Raw genomic sequence first — 18,888 nt, 5'->3', positions numbered from 1 at the left:
TTCCTGCACTTTGAACGAACAGAAGTTTATAACCTACCCATTACGGCAAAAATAGGAATAATTCGACAAAAAACAACAAGGAGTGTATGTACTATGCCTTTACACGATCAGATAAACATTCCTAATTGGACGGTATGCGTACAAGCTGTTGTCACCCTCGTGATTCCTCTTCTTATCTCATCTATCTTTAATCGGTCTCGCCAAGCTGATGATGAGTAATCCGATGAGCGGAAATATTCAAGTGCGGCTGAAAGCCATTCATGAACAAATGGAGTTTCATTCCGATGTTTTGGTGCGTGAGTGCTCAATTGGGGATACGGGTATAAACGCAGCTATCGTTTTTGTAAATGGATTAGCAGATTGTGATTTGATTGATCAGCATATTTTGAGAGCGTTAATGTCTGTTCAAGGAGAAGGCAAAACCGTCTCAAAATCGTTTTTAACCAATCAGATATTAACTGTTAGTCAATTAAGTGAAGTCCATTCTTTAGAAGAAATGCTGCCAAAAGTGTTAATGGGTGCAACAGCAGTGCTCGTTGATGGAATAGATGAAATTATTATCATTGGCACTGCAAGGAGCAAATCCCGAAATATTGAGGAACCAATTTCTGAAGCATTAGTTAGAGGGCCGAGAGCTGGCTTTAATGAGAACTTATCCGACAATACTGCGATTCTAAGAAGACATGGTGAAAATGCCAGCCTATCATTCATGAGCATGTATGTTGGCACACGTGCTAAGAAGCAGCTCATCATTGCTTATATTAAAGATATTGCTGATCCTGAATTAGTTGAAAAGGTCAGGCGTAGGGTAAGCAAGATCGATATTGATAATTTACCTGAATCAGGATACGTTGAGCAGCTCATCGAAGATAATTTTTTAAGTCCGTTTCCACAGGTGCAAAGTACGGAAAGGCCTGATCGGGTCATTGGCGCATTGATGGAAGGCAGGGTTGCTATTCTGCTCGACGGTACCCCTTTTGCGTTGATTGCACCTGTTACATTTAGCATGCTTCTGCAATCACCGGAGGATTATTATGAGCGTTGGATGGTTGGCACATTGCTCAGAATGCTGCGTTTTCTTGCCGCTTTGATCGCGTTATTGACACCAGCGATGTACATTTCCTTTATATCGTTTCATCCTGGCCTAATCCCAACTAAATTGGCTATTTCTATCGTTGGCGCTAGAGAAGGGGTACCTTTCTCATCACTAGTTGAAGCGCTAATTATGGAGGTAGCGATTGAAATATTGCGAGAGGCGGGGCTTCGACTGCCTAAACCAATTGGGCCGGCCATGGGAATCGTAGGAGGTTTGATTATTGGTGAAGCGGCTGTTCGAGCGGGAATCGTGAGTCCAATTTTGGTTATTGTCGTTGCATTAACTGCGATATCATCGTTTGCAATACCACAATACAATGCTGGGATAGCGCTTAGAATGCTGCGTTTTGCTGCTATGTTCTGCGCTGCAGCATTCGGCTTGTATGGCGTAATATTGTTTTCCTTATTGTTATGCGCACATGTCGTCAAGCTTAAGAGCTTTGGCGTTCCCTATGCGAGCCCGGCAGTTCCTTACCGTGTTAAAGATTGGAAAGATTTTATTGTTCGCATGCCTATATTTATGATGAAAAAACGACCTGAGATGCTGCGGCCAAAAGACAATACACGCACGAAGAATTGAATAAATATGGAGTTGGAAGAAGGCTTTATATGAAAAAAATGTCCAATGATCGTATTACAACCGTTCAAACTGCTGTGATCATTTCAAACTTTATGCTGGGTTCAGGAATTCTTACGTTGCCTAGAGCTTCTGTTGAAAAAGTAGGGACACCAGATGTATGGATATCGGTACTGATCGGGGGAACGGTTGCCTTATTAGTAGGCGTGTTTATGGCTGCATTGGCAAAATTACATATCAATCAAACGGTGTACCAGTTTACTCAGAAGCTTCTCGGAAAATGGGTTGGAGGCATAATTGGCATAGCGTTTGTTATTTATTTTTTCATGACAGCTGCTTATCAGGTGCGTGTTTTATCTGAGGTTACGGAATTTTTTCTGCTGGAAGGAACGCCTCCATGGGTCATTGTCATGGTTTTTATTTGGGTTAGCTTCTATTTGATGACCAGCGGCATTAATCCGATTGCGAGGTTATTTGAGGTCATTTTGCCGATAACAATCGTTATTTACGTATTAGTCATGTTAATGTCTTTACGGATATTCGAAATCGATCATTTGCGGCCTGTATTAGGGCAAGGAATCATGCCTCCTCTCAGGGGGGTCCAAACCACCTCACTGTCCTTTTTAGGCGTAGAAATTATATTGATTTTAACTGCATTTATGGATAATCCGAAAAAATCGGTAAAAGCAGTCGTCTATGGCACAGCGATTCCGTTCTTTATTTATTTGCTGACCGTAATTATTGTAGTTGGCGGGCTATCGATAGATGTAGTCATTACACGGACGTGGCCAACACTCGATCTTGTACGCAGCTTTGAGCTTTCTGGACAAATATTTGAAAGATTTGAATCGTTTTTTCTTGTCATTTGGATTATGCAAATCTATTCTTCTTTTGTCATTACGTATTATGCTGCAGCCTTGGGATTGTCACAAGTATTCAAAGCAAAAATGATGAAATGCTTATATTTCTTACTGCCCATTGTATTTCTAGTTTCCACGCTTCCCAAAAATACGAGCGCTCTGTTTGTATACGGCAGCTTGCTAGGCAATACCGCTCTTTATTTGTTTCTCTCTATGACTATCATATTGTTTGGTATGACGAAGTGGAAAAAAAGGAGTGTAAAATGATGAAGATCCACAGCAACAGTCGGGGACGATTTTTACTAGCATGCCTATGCACGCTAACGCTGCTTGTCCAAACGGGTTGTTGGAGCAAGGATGAGATTGAGGATCTTGGGCTATATGTCGGAATAGCGCTTGATGTTGCCAGCAAAACGGAAATTGAGAAAAAAATGGATAAGCTGAGTACCTCAAATCGGAAAAAGGATCTGATCACCTACACGCTGCAAATTATAGATAAACAATCAGAGGGGAAAGACGGTGAATCTTCAGGTGTTGTAACAGCTAAACCTTATATAAATGTTTCGGAGACAGGAGATTCGCTTTTTGAAATGGTTAGAGGATTTTCTGCACGAATGGAGCGGCCTGTAATCGGTCATCATTTGAAGGTGATCGTTATAAATGAGATGTTGTCTCGAAAATACAGCATGAATAATCTCCTTAGCTTTATGTTGAGGGATAATAATATTCGGCCGAATAGCTTAATTGTCATGAGCAGCGGCATGGCTAGAGATGTATTTGAATCAAAAGGTACTAACATTATACCTTCGTTCCGTGTAATTGAGATGATCGGCAATCGTTATCGTACATTGAAGATCATACCTCCGATGTCGCTTATTGCAGTAGAGGGTAAGATGCATGCAAAGTCCAGCTATTTACTTCAAAATATCGTAGCTGCTGAAGGCGAGATTGAATTTTCAGGTGCAGCCGTTATTAAGGGGAAAACCCAAAAATTCAAAGGACTGCTATCGGAGGAAGAATTGTTAGGCATAATGTGGTTGACTGGCGAAGGCAAAGGCGGTTTAGTAAAAAGCTATGATCCTGAAACGAAGCAGGTCATTGCTTATGAGATCAAAACGCTTAAAAGTAAAATAATTTCACAGGTCAAGAATGGAAAAATTAGTTTTCACGTTAATATAGAATCGGATGGTCGACTAATTGAAGAGTGGTTAATTGACAACGTGCCTCTAGATCACAAATTTGTAACCAAGGCTGTACATTCATCAGAGAAGGAAGTAAGCCGACTCGTGAATAGAGCCTTACATAAAATTCAAAAGGAATACATGACAGACGTTATGGGGTTCGGTACTAAACTAAGCATATCGCATCCAAAAGTATGGCAAAAGGTTAAAGAGGATTGGGATGAAGAATTCAGTCGCATTCCGATTACGTATAGCATTAAACTGGCTATTACGGATACAGGAGCAAAACGTAAGCATTGATCGCTAATTTTGCCGAAAAAATCATCATTTCTGCGGATAAAAACTGCGTGAAATACATATTTCACGCAGTTTGCTTTTATATCAACTTTTAAGCTATCATAATAGAGTAATTGGTCACTTAAATAGAGGGTAAAAATAGTTTTTTTATGGAGGATTTGCTTGCAAATGGGACAACATGAGGTGACGGATAGCTACGGCTTGGAAATGGACTTATTTTCGATTTGGATGAAAAATAAAGGGATGACAAAATCCACACATCAAGCCTACATAAATGATGTTCGTTTTTTTCTACAGACGGTACATCCAACAGAAACAAAAAATATTACGAAAATGGATATTATGCGCTACATGGCCGTTTGCCGTGAGAAGGGGGCAGGGGATGAGGCGCGCAATCGCAAGCTTTCTTCTTTGCGTTCATTTTTTAAAGCGTTGATCGAGATGGAGCATTTGGAAGGCAATCCTGCTGCGCTTATCGCAAAGTCCAAGCAGGAGAAAAATCGTATTCCGGTTTACTTGGAAGAAAATGAACTCGAAGCGCTTCTGCAAGCCATACAGGGGAAATATTATATTCGCAATGTCGCAATTGTTTTATTAATGTCCTATGCAGGTCTTCGCGTCGGTGAGGTACACCGGATGAATGTACAGGATTTTAGGCAGGATGGATCAATTCATATTCTCGGGAAAGGGCGTAAATGGCGCGTTATCCCATTGCCGGATGCGCTGCAGCATGTATTGAATGAGGCGCTTGCTGAGCGCAAGGAATCCAGGCAGGGTAAGGAGCAGCCGTTTTTTGTATCGCAGTTTGGACGAAGACTATCTATACGAATGATACAGACCGTCGCTGATGAAACGATCAAGCTGCTAAAGGAGACGATGCCTGCGCTTGCGGATAAAAGGCTATCGAGCCATAAGCTGCGGCATTCATTTGCAACGATGCAAATTCGCAGCGGTACAGACATACGAACCTTGCAAGAGCTGCTTGGGCACGCGAGTATTGAAACAACACAAATTTACACGCATATTGATAATAAACAGCTTCGAAATGCGATGAACAACATTTCCAGCAAAATCCCAATGAAATTTCAAAATAAGGTTACATAATAATAATTATGTAAACAAATATCGAAATTATAAAATAATGCAGCAAAAAAAGCTGATGTCAGGTACATGTAGTATCTGACATCAGCTTTTTATATTAGTGGACGCCAGCTGCAACCAGCTTGCGTCTTTCTTCACGTTCTTCTGGCAGCATGCGAGGGCATGTATAACATTTCACACCATCAACACGACAATCATACATACAGCATGAAGAGCGAAGAACGATTTGTGGACCTCCAGGTGACCACGGATCATCGATATACCGAGGCTTGTGAACAAAAGGGTTCCGTTTTCGATTAAATACCTCAGCAGGCAGACCGAGAATGACCTCAAGATCGCGCTGAACAACTGTCAACAGTGACTGATCATTCATATTATTTTTCAGAAAATCAATTACACCCTGCAGTTGTCCACCGACCTGGTTCCAGATCATGGCGGATTTCACATCAGCGCTTATGGCTACAGCTTCGACAATATCGTTAATCTCATCCTTAAAGCTAGTTCGGAAGGCATTCTCTAAAAACTGCTTTCTTTCTTGTTCTTCGGTTGGCACATCTGTCCAGCGAAGCGCATTAATTTTGAAGCCAAGATGAGCATGATCATCGTGTTTCTCAAGCTGATAAGTTAAATTATGTAGCGATAAATCCAAATAACGGTTGTATTGGGCAGCAAAAAATAGATTCGTTATGCACAGATTAAAGAAGGACATGCCTACAAAGGAAGCAGCTAGTTGCATGCCCGTTGCTTGCACCATTTCTCCGGCTTTTATAAGAGTTGCATGAGCAGTTTCTTTGTCGTAAAAGCTGGTCGCTGGCAGCTCAAGCAAGGGATGAGCGGCACCTTTCGGAGAAATGTGAAAATATGTTTCTACAAGTGTAAAGTCCATGTCATGTGCCATTTATTTGTGCCCCATTTCGGTTTCTCAAAATATACCTATAGAGTAGGTTTACTCGATAATGATTATCATTATTCCACTCTATAAGTATAGGAGGGGGCTAGCGGACTGTCAATATTAATGGCTCTACAATTGCTTTAACTCGGTTAAGCCCTTCCCACATATCTCCTGGGCCATCGTATATAAGAACATAAGCACCCTTAAACCCAACTCGTTCAACCTCAGTAAGATAGGAGACTAGCTCGTCCTTATCAGGGACACCGGCATCGTCATAGGTAGGCTTAACATGAACTGAGACGCTTAGTGGTGCCGTATCGCCGATTTCACTGATTTTGTCCGCGCTATGATAGTTACCGAAGTCGGTTATAAAGCCTACTGCTTTACCCGCATGCGCAAGCAGCTTAAGACTGCTTTGCGATGTCGACGTAAGCGATTTGAAATTTTCTGTTATAACATGAACATTTCTAGAAGCAGCATATTCAGCTAGCTCGGACAAGGAGGAAGCGGTCAATTCAATGGCAGCATCATCACTAGGTGAAGCTTCACCAGCAATGACACGAATTTGTTTAGCTCCACTTTGTGAAGCAATATCAATCCAATTCTGAATGAAACTAAGATCTGCTGTTCTTTTAGCCGCATCAACTGTTGTTATGTCGCCATAGTCGAGCAGCAAGGTATCAAACTTAATCGCAGCATTTTCGAAAGAGAGGCGAAGCTGCTCAAGATAAGCCGGTTCTGTTGAAGGGAAATGAAAATGGCAAACTTCAAGCGCTTGATAACCTCTAGCAGCTGCTTCAGCTGGAAGGTCTAGCAAAGTCGTAAGCTGCGGTTGTTCTTGTACACGCGTTTGATGAGTATTCGTTTCGGTATCCCATACCGTCCAGTGAAGAGGTCCAAGATTGCGATGTAAGCTCCATGTGCTGATTGATAGATATGACACTATATATCCCGCCTTTACTATATTATTTAATCCTAAGGCTAGCATAGCACGCAGCAAGCCGAAAAAAAGCTTCGCTTTTGGCATATTACTCCTCTAGTTGGTCATTTTTGTGGGATATTGAAGTTAAAGAATGTATTCAGAATAAATTCATATTTATCCTCACTTTATCCGCACAATTTCTTGTTAGCATGAGGAAAAGAAGCGAGGGAGTGACCAACAATCATGGGAATAAAACAATCGTTAAAGGAAAAAGGTTTGTTTCTGTATAAGTTTTTATATAAGCCTAAGGAAATCGGCAGTGTCATGCCAAGCTCCAAGTATTTGGCCCAAAAGATGGTCGAGAGCGTACCATGGCATGAGGTACTAGCGGCAGCGGAGCTTGGTGCTGGCACCGGTGCGATTACAAAGCATATTCAGGCAGCTGCTCACCAGCAAACTAAAGTTTTGCTTTTTGAGACAGATCCGTATATGTTAAAAACATTGGAAGAAAATTACCCTAATTTTGCATGTTATGAGAACACGACAAACTTGCAAGCAGCCTTAAAGCAGGAAGGAATTAAGCAATTGGACTGTGTCATTAGCGGCTTGCCTTTTTTCAATTTCCATCAGACACTGAGGGATATGCTGATCGCGCAAATTGTAAACTCCTTAAAGGATGATGGATGGTTTGTTGCCTTTCAGTATTCACAGCAAATGAAGAAGCAATTAAGCATACATTTTCATATTGAAAAGATCATTTTTGTACCTATTAATGTTCCGCCTGCTTTCGTCTACGTCTGTAGAAAAAAATAGCCTTTATAAGCATATCGCAGAACTTCATTAAAGGAGGTAAACAAGTGAGCATGACGATTTTGGTTGTTGACGATGATCCGGAAATTCGTGACATTCTTCACATCTATTTAAGGAATGAAGGATATCGTGTAGTGGAAGCTGTCGATGGACAGCATGCAGTTGAGGTTATCAACCGCGAAGCCGTTCATTTGATTATTCTGGACGTTATGATGCCCAAATGGGATGGGATTAAAGCTTGTCTCAAAATTAGAGAGGAACACGATGTCCCCATTATTATGCTTTCTGCAAAGGGCGAAGATATCGATAAAATTACAGGCCTATCCACAGGGGCAGATGATTATGTTACAAAACCGTTTAATCCATTGGAGCTGCTGGCGCGAGTCAAAGCACAGCTGCGAAGGCAAACCTTGACGGTCCAGGCGGCGAGTGCTTCAAACGAAATTACGATAGATGCGCTTGTCATCAATAAGGATCAGCATTTGGTTACAGTAAAAGGCCAAGAAATAGCGCTAACACCTATCGAATTTGCAATATTGCTGCTGCTCGCATCGCACAGGGGGCAAGTTTTTAATATCGATAAAATTTATCAGAACGTATGGAAGGATCAATCCGCCTTTTACTCCGAAAATACGGTCATGGTTCATATCCGCAATATTAGAGAGAAAATCGAAGAAAACCCTAGAGAACCGAGATATATAAAAACGGTATGGGGAGTAGGATATAAGATTGAAAAATAATGTTAACACTCTGTTAAATGGACTGCGCAGCATACGTGGACTTATGCTGTGGGTGCCAGTCCTTAGCTTTTCCCTCGCCGTGCTCTTTATCGTAGGATTGGATCATTTTACTCGCACACAGTTTGGGTTTATACTTGATAATTTCTTATCGCTGCCTTTATTTTTCGGTATATTTATTTTTATCTTCTTTGTATTTACACGCGGTGTTGTCAATTATTTCAAAGAAATAACATATGGTTTAAATAAAATAGCCAGCGGAGATCTAGAATACCGTGTTCCGCTAAATAGGCAGGATCAATTGGGCAGCGTTGCTCAAAATATTAATCACATGGCACAGCAGCTGCAAACGCAGCTAGAGCGTGAACGAAAGCTGGAACAGTCGAAGATGGAGCTTATCACACATGTTTCGCATGATTTGCGGACTCCGCTTACAAGCATTATCGGTTATTTGGACTTATTGAAATCGCATGCTTTTCAAAATCCAAGTGAACAAGAGCGATTTATAGACAATGCTTTCCACAAGACGCAGCAGCTTAAGAAATTGATCGATGATTTGTTTGAATATACACGTCTGACTGGCGGAGATCAAGATTTCATTAAGCAATCCGTAGATATCAACAAACTAGTAGAGCAGCTTATTATTGAATTTGAGCCTGTTGCTGCCGAGCAGGGAATCATTGTGGTGAAAAGCTTTTGTGCAAGACCGGTCTGCGTCGAGAGTGATACGCAGAAAATAGTCAGAGCAATTGACAATCTTTTAATCAATGCGCTCAAATATTCGATCAAACCGAGTGTGATTACGGTAAAAGCAACCGCATTGAACGATATATTTAGGCTAACCATTGAAAATGAAGGAGCACCGATTAATCCTCATGAGGAAGCACAATTGTTTGATCGTTTTTTTAAGCGGGAGTCGCATGATATTCGCAGCTCTATGCCAGCTGGTACAGGTCTTGGACTTACCATTGCCAAACAAATAGTAGAGATGCACGGAGGAGAAATCGGTGTTGTTCATGACAACGGCTATTATATTTTTTGGATTGAGATGCCGATAAGTTTTGGCTAATTAGCAAATTAGCATTATAATAATACTTAGAGACTGAATAGTCGCAGTTTTATAGAGATTTCTTTATGGAAGGAAAGAGAAAGATGGAAACAAAACGGATTACGACAGATGAGCAATTGGAAGAGGCGTACCTGATTCGAAAAACAGTCTTCGTCAAAGAGCAAGGTGTTGCGGAGGAAGTAGAGCTTGATGAATACGATGCAATCGCTGATCATGTTCTTGTATATTACGAGAATGTACCTGTTGGAACGGGCAGAGTGCGGATCGTCGATGATATGGCAAAAATAGAGCGGATTTGCGTTTTGGCTTCACACCGCATGCATAAACTAGGCAAAGCAATTATGGACGAGCTTGAGTTGATCGCGCGTGAAAAGGGGCTTAAGAAAGCGAAGCTGCATGGACAAGTTCAAGCAGCAGCTTTTTATGAGAAGCAAGGTTATGAAGTAGCATCCACCATCTTTATGGAAGAGAATATCCCGCATGTTAAGATGGTTAAAGATTTATCACATTAAATAACAAGAATGAAGAGAGCCTTCTCCTGCAGGCTCTCTTTTTTTGAAGAAATTAGACAATTTCTTTGCGATAATGACTGGGAGATATCCCTTTCACTTTTTTGAACATTTTCGAGAAGAGAAGAGGGTCGCTATAGCCGACGGAGTGGGAAATATCAGATACCGAAAGCTGTTGATTGTTCATGAGATCACAAGCTTTAGCCATTCGATAATGCAATAAGTAGGTTTGCGGCGATTGATTTACAACTTCCTTAAATAAGGCGGATAAGTATATGCGGTCTATGCCAATGAGCTTGGCCAGCTCAGTAATGCTTACTTTGGTGTAGTAATTCATTTTGATATAATCGATCGCTTTGCGAACATAAACATCCTTTGCTTTAGGCAAATAACCAATTTGATTAGGCGCAGTCAACATATCGATCCAATCCGAAATAAGGCGATAGAGCAGGCTATGCACGACAAGACCGCTGTTTTTCTCAAGCTCCCCAGCATCATTAAACTGTTCTAACCAAGGCTCAAACCAATTTGCTGGAGCGTACGAGAAAGAAGGGGCCGTTTTGCTTAAGTGGACCTGTTCAAGTAAACCGTCAACACATGTTCCTTGAAAAGCAATCCACGAATAGACCCACGGATCTTGAAGATCCGCCTTCATATGGCATATCGTATTTGGAAATACCATAAAGCCTTGTCCTTTTTTTAAGGCATATGTTTTTCCGTTAATCTGATAGGTGCCTTTGCCTTCATGAATAAATAAAATTTTGTAATGATCCTTAACGCCGGGTCCCCAGCTATAGCCAGCTTCGCAGAACTGCTTCCCGTGATAATAATAGACCAGATCATAATGCTCGCACATTCATTGTCACTTCCTTGATTGAAGGTCTCTAACATATTACATTATGACATATATGACTTGCATGTGGACATTCCTTATTGCAGCAGCGTTAAGCTATACTTTAAAAGAAATGACGTAAGCAAGTATTCATTATAGCATGTTTCAAACAAAGAAATTATTCTAAAAACAAAGGGGAATATGATAAATGCCTTATGCTGCTGATTCATCACGTTATTCCGATATGTTATATAAACGCGCAGGCAAAAGTGGAATTAAGCTGCCTGCGATATCCCTTGGTCTATGGCAAAATTTCGGCGGCAATCAACCGCTTGAAAACTCACGTGCGATGCTTTTAAAAGCGTTCGATCTCGGCATTAATCATTTTGACCTAGCAAACAACTATGGACCGCCTGCCGGTTCTGCTGAAGAAACGTTCGGAGCTGTATATAAGAAGGATTTGGCTCCCTATCGCGATGAGCTTCTAATTTCTACAAAAGCGGGCTATTACATGTGGGAAGGTCCCTACGGCGAATGGGGCTCACGTAAAAATTTGCTGTCCAGCTTGGATCGCAGCTTAACGAGAATGGGACTTGATTATGTCGATATATTTTATTCCCATCGTCCTGATCCAGAAACTCCGCTTGAGGAAACAATGGGCGCGTTAGATCATGCAGTAAGACAGGGTAAAGCTTTGTATGTTGGTTTATCCAACTACAGTGCAGAGCAGACAAGCGCTGCTGTGAAAATTTTGAAACAGCTAGGGACGCCTTGCCTGATTCATCAGCCTAATTACTCAATGCTGAACCGTTGGATTGAAGACGGTTTGCAGGATGTACTTTCTGAGAATGGCATAGGCTCGATCGCTTATTGCCCGCTTGGAAGAGGACAGCTGACGAATAAATATGTCGATAAAATCGAAGCGGAATCGAGTGCAGCTTCCAGCGCGATGAAACCAGAAGCGATCACGGCAGAGCGGGTTCAAAAATTCCGCAGCCTAGAGCAGCTAGCGGCAAGAAGGGGACAAACCTTATCCCAATTGGCATTAACATGGGCTTTGCGTGAAGGTGGAGTTACCTCAGCATTAATTGGTGTCAGCCGTGTAAGCCAGATTGAAGAGAATGTAAAGGCACTGGAAAGTGCTTCGCTGTCTACTGAAGAATTAGCCCAGATCGACGCTATTATGCACAATATTGGAGATATTCCATGGTAATACTCAGCCCAGGCGCATGCGCCTGGGTTTTTCTTTGTTTTAAACGTTGTAAATGAACCCAAAAGCAGGAAATGATACGTGTTTTGTGGAAATAAACGAATGAAATCAAACATAAACGAGTGAGGGAAACTATGACCCATCTTACTGAAGCTTTCATCGATGCAATGGCACCCAATGCGGGAGCAATCAAAAACGGTAACGATCTCGTACGCAAAAACAGCTTTCAGAAGTTATGCCGTACGGAAGACGGGTTGTTGCTATTTGGGGAATGTAAGGGAAGCGGCAAAGAGCCCTATAGCTGCTCCGTTGACTTCGTAAAAGCCGAACAACCTGTATTTCGCTGCTCCTGTCCAAGCCGTCAATTTCCATGCAAACATATATTAGGACTTTTGTATGCATATGCTGGAGGAAAGGCTTTTTCAACGGAAGAGATACCTGCGGATATTGCAGATAAGCGCGAGAAAGCGGACAAGCGTGAAGAGAAAAAGAAGGAAGCTGCCGCGATTCCAGCAGGTACAGAGACTAAACGCAAGGTTAACAAAAACGCTCTTATCAAGAAACTCGCTTCACAGCTTGAAGGGGTCGAGCTCGTTCACAAGCTTGTGCAGCAAATCGTGCAAAGTGGTTTAGCTTCGTTGGATAAACGCTCTCTTCATATGCATGAGGAGCAAGCAAAACAGCTTGGCAATCACTACATACCCGGGCTCCAAGCAGCATTTCGAGAGATATTGGTTTTAGTAGGCTCAAGTGAGAATCCGGAGACGATTTATTCGGAGGTTTGTGAACAGCTAGCTGCTATGCATGCTTTAATTAAGCGCAGCCGGGATTATTTGAAGGCGCGAATGGAAGATTCGAGCATCCCAATGGATATCTCAAGCCCACTTGAAGAAAAAATTGGCCATGCATGGCAGTTAGCTGAGCTGCGTGAGCATGGACTTCTCCGTGAAGCAGCTGAGCTTGTACAGCTTTCTTTTCGCTCCTATTCCGACGAAGCACGCGGTGAGCATGTGGATGAAGGATATTGGCTGCAGCTTCAAGATGGAGAAATCGTTATCACACGCAGCTATCGGCCTTTCCGTGCAGCCAAACATATGAAGGAAGAGGATAGCTGCTTTATGGTCGTCCAAACGAAGGAGTTATTCGCTTATCCAGGCGATTTGAATAAACGGGTTCGCTGGGAAGAGATGACCATGCGTGAATTGATACCAAGTGATCGTGTTGTTATTCATTCATATGCAGAGCGATCCTATTCAGCGGCAGTAAAAACGGTGAAAAATCAGCTCAAAAATCCATTAGCAGACCGCAACCCGGTCATGCTGCTTCATGCTGCTCAGGTGGCAAATTCGGAAGGCGGATATGTTCTAGTTGATGAGCAAGGAGCTAGGCTTCCACTTGATGCCATCTCAAGGCTGAATCATCCTACATTGCCTTTACTCCGTAATTTAGATAAAGAGCTGCTTGCAAATGTGGCGGTACTTGTCATGTTCGAGGATCGTCTCGCAGAAGGAAGGCTGCTGGCACAGCCTCTGGCTCTAATTACCGAACAAGAAATGATCCGCTTATTCTATTAATGGTTGACGAAGGAGCAAAATATGAGTATTCCATTATTGCGAGATTTGTATGAAGACGTACGCCGTTTAGTCATAGCAGGTGCGGGCATGGCGGCAGATGATACGCGTTTGAGACGATCGCTCCCACAGCTGCAGCAATTTGGTGAAAAGGCACCCATTTTCAAACGAATTGCAGAAGAAGTCGATAATGTTACGAGGGCTCAGCAAGAGAATGCGGCTGACAAGCTGCTGGATTTAACGGTATTGCTGCAAGCGGTCTTGCATACACAAAGCTCTATTGAAGCGCCAGGTGAGCTGCTGCCCGTTGGAATAGAAGCAGCAAATAACAAAACGATCACGACGATCCCTTATCGAAAGCTTAAGCCGCTCATTGATTCGCTGACGCTTCGCGGCCCCAATCGGCTCGAAGCCATTAAACAAGGGGTTGAGGCAGGACTGTTCAACGATGTAAGAACATTCGCACCAGCAGTCAACGCATTGAGAGACAGCTATTCTGAAATTGCTGAATATGTCGCAGATCATGTCATCCCACTTCTTGGTTCAGCTGCCTTGCCAATTCTGCATTCGGAATTCGATATGCAGGGAGGCAGCGGCGACGCGAGAATGCTCGTATGCCTTTATAAGCTGGCGAAGGACGAGAAGGAACTATGGCCAACTCTGCTGGCAGCGCAGAAGGATGGAGGATTGCCGGTACGTATAGCTGCGATATCGCTTACGGCTGGTTTGCCTAGCTTCGAGGAACATTTGCTCGATCTGTCGCATGACCGAAAAAAAGAGATTCGCAGCGCAGCTTTAATGGCATTGTCCCGCTTCGCTTCTACACAAGTCGTTGACCGTTTGATGGAATCACTAAAGAAAAAAGATACAGACATTGCCATAGCTCCCATTCAAGCGTGTGAGCTTCCAGCATTAACCGAGCAAATGTTGGCTTATGGTTTAGAGCTGGCTGAACATGTCGTTTCAGCTAAACAAGATACGGGCTTCCAAGAAAAGTTCAGCAGCGTCATCACTTGCTTTCAATCCAAAGCAGATGTTCAAACCGTTAGAGAATTTCTGATGCATATGCTAGATAATGATCTCCTTTCTTTCAAAGAAATGGAACCATTGATGAGTCAAGCAGCTCAAATATTATTAGATTCCAAAAATGATGAGGCATTAGTGTTTCTTCATGAGCTTCGCAATCGCCGCGCCTATTTGATCGCGTATTCGTTCAAAGCCGCACGACAAGTATTAAGCCCTGCAGATGTTTTTGACAGGTATGAAGGCTATGTAGAAGAGAAAAAGAGTAAAGCTGCACGCGAGCTAATACAAGCCATATATGAACTTACTCCTCATACGGTTGTGCAAGCCGCATTTACGCAGCATCAAAATCAATGGAGCTGGGATGCGAGATGGGCAGATCGCTTTATCACATTAAATGAGGAAGAGCTTGTATGCCGATTAGTGGAACGCCCTAATGAGAGGGCAATCCACTATTTAGTCGACAAAGCAAAAGTAGCGCCACAACTGATGAAGCAGCGTTCAATTCATATTTTGTACACGTTATTCCGGCTTGGACATACTGATACGCCAGAGATGCTAATGTCATCACTGGAGCTTTCTACGCAAAAATCTTTTTATTATATGGACCGAGATTTGCAGCTATTAATTGCTTTGCTTCCGGGGGAATTTGCGGATAGGCTTCAGCTAATCGCGGATAAAATGTCAAGCGAGTACTCTCGTGACCAATTAAAGCAGCTAGCCGGACACATTGCCGCTAAGCCAGCGGAACTTGAATCGAAACCAGAAGGAGCGGGAATTCTAGCATGGATCAAAAACAAACTATCTTAAGGCTGCCTGCAGAGCAGTTATATGCACATGAACTCGAAGCACTGAAGAAACATGACACTGGGGAGAAACCGGCAGGCTGGCAGCTGTCACCACGGGCTGTATTAACTTTTATTACAGGTGGCCGAGCTGGCAAGGTAGATATTACGCCAAAATACATTGGTCACACAAGACTCGTTGAAATTGCGATTGCGACACTGCTTACTGACCGAGCCTTATTGCTTATAGGTGAGCCGGGAACAGCAAAGTCATGGCTCTCGGAAAATTTGACGGCGGCCATTCATGGCGATTCATCTAAGGTTATTCAAGGAACCGCTGGTACAAGTGAAGAACAGGTACGATACTCATGGAATTATGCAATGCTTCTTGCTAATGGTCCGTCCGAGGAAGCGCTTGTCAAAAGTCCGATCTATCGTGCAATGGAGGCAGGAGGCATTTCACGGTTTGAAGAAATATCACGCTGCGCTTCAGAGGTACAGGATGCTTTGATTTCCATTTTATCGGAGAAGACGATTTCTGTACCTGAGCTAGGAAGAGATATTCCAGCTGCAAGAGGTTTCTCCATTATTGCAACCGCAAATACGCGTGACCGCGGTGTCAACGATATGTCCGCCGCTTTGAAGCGGCGTTTCAACATCGTTGTGCTGCCGGCACCATCAGATTTGGATACGGAAGTAGCCATTGTGCGCAAACGGGTAAGCGAGATTGCTTCCAATTATCGGCTCGGTGAGGCTGTTCCTGAGGAGGAAGCTGTACGTAAGGTTGTGACCATTTTCCGCGAGCTGCGCAGCGGGATGACACTAGATGGCAAAGAGAAGCTGAAGCAGCCAAGTGGTGCAATCTCAACTGCGGAAGCAATATCCTTGCTTATTAATAGTATGGCGCTGGCAAGCAGCTTTGGGGATGGGCAGGTTGCTGAGGAGGACCTTGCTGCCGGTCTGCTTGGAGCTGTCGTTAAGGATGAATCAAAAGATGATGCGGTGTGGAAGGAATATTTGGAAAATGTGATGAAAAAACGGGGAGCCGAGTGGCGAGGGCTATATCGTGCTTGCCGTGAGCTGAGTTCGTGAGTACGGCTGCCGTATCCAATTACGGCGTTCATTTGTTCGGCGTACGGCATCTCTCACCGACCGGGGCATTTCATCTGCAAACTTTTCTTAAAGAAGTTAAGCCGCTGCTGGTACTCGTAGAAGGGCCATCGGATGCAACGGAGCTCATTAGTCAAATCACATTAAAGGGTGTAAAGCCGCCCATTGCCATATTAGCATATACCGATCAATTGCCAATCCGTACGCTTGTTTTTCCGTTAGCGGAGTATTCCCCTGAGTATCAAGCATTCGTATGGGCAGCTAGAAATGGGGTTGAAGCCAGATTTATCGATTTGCCGTCTGATATATCGGTTAGCCTTCACTTGAAATTAAGTGCTGCTAGTGAAAAAGAAGATTATGCCGAAGGTGCCCGCTCGCATCGTGAACAAATCAATGATCGTTATGAGCAAGTGGCTATATCAGCGGGAGAATCCGATTACGAAACCTATTGGGAACGTTCGTTTGAACATAGCAGCGAGCCTAATACCTACCGCCATGCTATTCATGCCTTTTCAAGTGAGATGAGGCAGCTATCTGAGACGGATGAACGGATATATACACCGCTAGAGGCCGCTCATAATGAAATTCGCGAAGCTTACATGCGTGCACGAATTGCTGAGGCGATAGAAGGAGGCATTCCAGCAGAGCGAATTGTAGTTGTTACCGGAGCGTATCATGTATCAGCACTCGAAGCGGAATTGGATGGCATGACTGAGCAAGAAGCAGCAGCATTGCCTAAGATTCAGACCAAGCTGACGCTTATGCCCTATTCGTATTATAAGTTATCCAGTCATTCAGGCTATGGAGCGGGTAACGCGGCACCGTCCTATTTTGAGCTTGCTTGGCAATGTTTAGTCAGTGGTGACCTTGGAAAGTTGTCTTCCGCTTATCTAGCAACGATTGCAGGTTATATGCGGCAGAGCGGGAATTTCCGTTCCGCAGCTTCCGTTATCGAAGCAGTAAGACTAGCTGAATCACTGGCATCCCTGCACGGAGGAAGATTGCCGACGCTGCGTGATCTTCAAGATGCCGCCATTACTTGTCTTGGATATGGCGAGCTTTCGATTGTAGCAGATGCGCTTGCAAGAACGAATATTGGTACTGCTATTGGTGCTTTGCCCGACGGAATCAGCCAAACTCCTATTCAAGAGGATCTTAATCGAAACTTGAAATCGTTAAAACTGGAAAAATATAAAACGACGGTAGCAACTGACCTTGAGCTGGATCTACGAGAGAACAGAAGAGTGAAATCCGAGGATGCTGCTTTTCTTGATTTAAGAAGATCTTTTTTTCTTGAGCGTCTTCAGCTCCTATCGATTAGCTTTGCTAAGAAACGCGCAGTCAAGCAGGACGGCGCAACATGGGCAGAACACTGGGTGCTCTGCTGGACGCCAGAAGCCGAGATTGAGATCGTTGAGTCCATCATGAAAGGGGAGACGATCGAACTCGCAGCTGCTTTCTCCATTAAGGAGTCTTTAGCGCAGAGCACTAACATATTAAACGCTGCGGCGCTCGTTAAGGCAGCATGGCAATGCGGGCTGCCCGCATCTATGGAAGATGCGCGTCGCACACTGCAAGAGCTGGCAGTTGAATCTGGTGACTATACTCAAATCGCAGGGACACTTCGTGAATTATCTATTCTCGTACAATTTGGCGATGTTCGAAAAATGAATACGGATGTGTTAGTACCTCTTCTTCAACAGCTTTTCTTAAGAGGTACGCTGCTCCTTGTTGATTCGTCGATTTGCAGTGACGATGCCGCGGCAAATATGGCTTCAGCGATCATCGATATGCATACTGTATCACAGCAGCACTTTGAGGTGGTGGATGACGAGCGATGGGTACAGCAACTAGAGGAGCTTGCTTATCGCGATGATCGGAATGCTAAACTGTCAGGTCTAGCATTCGCTTTGCTGCTTGAGCGAAACCTAATCGATCATGAACGGTTAGCACGAGAGGTGTCGAGACGATTATCCCCGGGGATACCTGCTGATATTGGAGCTGGCTGGTTTGAAGGCATGTCACTCCGCAATCGTTACGTGCTGCTGTCTCGGAGGCAGTTATGGGAACAGCTCGACCTTTATACAAGATCGCTTGATGATGAGCAGTTCAGACGATCGCTTGTTTTTCTTAGAAGAGCTTTTTCATCCTTCGAAGCTAGAGAAAAAAACGCGATTGCGCAATTATTAGGTGATGTATGGGGATTTGGATCCATAGAGGCGGCCGATGTATTGCAGCGGCCACTGAGCAGTGAGGAGCAACAAAAAATAGATGAGCTCAATGAGTTCGACTTTGGAGACTTATAAC

Annotated in this window: 16 protein-coding genes; 13 read left to right on the top strand and 3 right to left on the bottom strand. The window is 43.5% G+C overall.

What is annotated here, in order from left to right; all coding sequences use genetic code 11:
- The first annotated feature begins 208 nt into the window (after positions 1-208).
- The 4 genes from MHH56_RS16635 (at position 209) to MHH56_RS16620 (ending at position 5,114) form a co-directional block, all read left to right on the top strand.
- Complete coding sequence (locus tag MHH56_RS16635; RefSeq protein WP_339202605.1) at positions 209-1,675, top strand: spore germination protein; 1,467 nt, start codon at positions 209-211, stop codon at positions 1,673-1,675.
- A gap of 38 nt (positions 1,676-1,713) precedes the next feature.
- On the top strand, positions 1,714-2,799 hold the full coding sequence (locus MHH56_RS16630; protein ID WP_339202603.1) for a spore germination protein: 1,086 nt from the start codon (positions 1,714-1,716) through the stop codon (positions 2,797-2,799).
- Positions 2,796-4,013 carry a Ger(x)C family spore germination protein gene (locus MHH56_RS16625; protein WP_339202601.1) on the top strand — a complete coding sequence of 406 codons (1,218 nt, stop codon included), beginning with the start codon at positions 2,796-2,798 and terminating at the stop codon, positions 4,011-4,013. The genes MHH56_RS16630 and MHH56_RS16625 overlap by 4 nt, the downstream gene beginning before the upstream one ends.
- A 165-nt stretch (positions 4,014-4,178) precedes the next feature.
- On the top strand, positions 4,179-5,114 hold the full coding sequence (locus tag MHH56_RS16620; RefSeq protein ID WP_339202599.1) for a tyrosine-type recombinase/integrase: 936 nt from the start codon (positions 4,179-4,181) through the stop codon (positions 5,112-5,114).
- Between the two features lie 94 nt (positions 5,115-5,208).
- Here the strand turns inward: MHH56_RS16620 and MHH56_RS16615 are convergent, their stop codons facing one another.
- Together MHH56_RS16615 and MHH56_RS16610 are read right to left on the bottom strand one after the other, a co-directional pair.
- Complete coding sequence (locus MHH56_RS16615; protein ID WP_339202597.1) at positions 5,209-6,009, bottom strand: (2Fe-2S)-binding protein; 801 nt, start codon at positions 6,007-6,009, stop codon at positions 5,209-5,211.
- A gap of 97 nt (positions 6,010-6,106) precedes the next feature.
- Positions 6,107-6,946 (bottom strand): TIM barrel protein, encoded by an 840-nt coding sequence (locus MHH56_RS16610; RefSeq protein WP_339202595.1) that lies wholly within the window; start codon positions 6,944-6,946, stop codon positions 6,107-6,109.
- A 222-nt stretch (positions 6,947-7,168) separates the two neighbouring features.
- Between MHH56_RS16610 and MHH56_RS16605 the strand changes: the two genes are divergently transcribed.
- The 4 genes from MHH56_RS16605 (at position 7,169) to MHH56_RS16590 (ending at position 10,053) form a co-directional block, all read left to right on the top strand.
- Positions 7,169-7,738, top strand: a complete 570-nt coding sequence (locus tag MHH56_RS16605) for a methyltransferase (RefSeq protein WP_339202593.1) — start codon at positions 7,169-7,171, stop codon at positions 7,736-7,738.
- A 50-nt stretch (positions 7,739-7,788) separates the two neighbouring features.
- Complete coding sequence (locus tag MHH56_RS16600) at positions 7,789-8,475, top strand: response regulator transcription factor (protein WP_339209621.1); 687 nt, start codon at positions 7,789-7,791, stop codon at positions 8,473-8,475.
- The gene (locus MHH56_RS16595; RefSeq protein ID WP_339202591.1) at positions 8,465-9,541 is read left to right on the top strand and encodes a HAMP domain-containing sensor histidine kinase; all 1,077 of its coding nucleotides are present in this window, start codon (positions 8,465-8,467) and stop codon (positions 9,539-9,541) included. Before MHH56_RS16600 ends, MHH56_RS16595 begins: the two co-directional genes overlap by 11 nt.
- A gap of 83 nt (positions 9,542-9,624) precedes the next feature.
- On the top strand, positions 9,625-10,053 hold the full coding sequence (locus MHH56_RS16590; protein ID WP_339202589.1) for a GNAT family N-acetyltransferase: 429 nt from the start codon (positions 9,625-9,627) through the stop codon (positions 10,051-10,053).
- 52 nt (positions 10,054-10,105) lie between these two features.
- On the opposite strand, the gene MHH56_RS16585 is transcribed toward MHH56_RS16590, so the two are convergent.
- Positions 10,106-10,906: an AraC family transcriptional regulator gene (locus MHH56_RS16585; protein WP_339202587.1), complete on the bottom strand. Its 801-nt coding sequence runs from the start codon at positions 10,904-10,906 to the stop codon at positions 10,106-10,108.
- Positions 10,907-11,090: 184 nt separating this feature from the next.
- Here MHH56_RS16585 and MHH56_RS16580 point away from each other — a divergent pair, with 184 nt between their 5' ends.
- The 5 genes from MHH56_RS16580 (at position 11,091) to MHH56_RS16560 (ending at position 18,887) form a co-directional block, all read left to right on the top strand.
- Positions 11,091-12,095, top strand: a complete 1,005-nt coding sequence (locus tag MHH56_RS16580; RefSeq protein ID WP_339202586.1) for an aldo/keto reductase — start codon at positions 11,091-11,093, stop codon at positions 12,093-12,095.
- Positions 12,096-12,226: 131 nt separating this feature from the next.
- Positions 12,227-13,666 carry an SWIM zinc finger family protein gene (locus MHH56_RS16575; RefSeq protein WP_339202585.1) on the top strand — a complete coding sequence of 480 codons (1,440 nt, stop codon included), beginning with the start codon at positions 12,227-12,229 and terminating at the stop codon, positions 13,664-13,666.
- A gap of 21 nt (positions 13,667-13,687) precedes the next feature.
- Positions 13,688-15,496, top strand: coding sequence for a hypothetical protein (locus MHH56_RS16570; RefSeq protein WP_339202583.1), 1,809 nt, complete (start codon positions 13,688-13,690; stop codon positions 15,494-15,496).
- Positions 15,472-16,563 carry an AAA family ATPase gene (locus MHH56_RS16565; RefSeq protein ID WP_339209444.1) on the top strand — a complete coding sequence of 364 codons (1,092 nt, stop codon included), beginning with the start codon at positions 15,472-15,474 and terminating at the stop codon, positions 16,561-16,563. The genes MHH56_RS16570 and MHH56_RS16565 overlap by 25 nt, the downstream gene beginning before the upstream one ends.
- Complete coding sequence (locus tag MHH56_RS16560) at positions 16,560-18,887, top strand: DUF5682 family protein (protein ID WP_339209442.1); 2,328 nt, start codon at positions 16,560-16,562, stop codon at positions 18,885-18,887. Before MHH56_RS16565 ends, MHH56_RS16560 begins: the two co-directional genes overlap by 4 nt.
- Position 18,888 lies beyond the last annotated feature (1 nt).

The organism is Paenibacillus sp. FSL K6-3182 (genome assembly GCF_037976325.1).
GTDB lineage: Bacteria > Bacillota > Bacilli > Paenibacillales > Paenibacillaceae > Pristimantibacillus.
The sequence above is the reverse complement of the archived record's forward strand: the minus strand, read 5'-3'. Positions and strand labels throughout refer to the sequence as shown.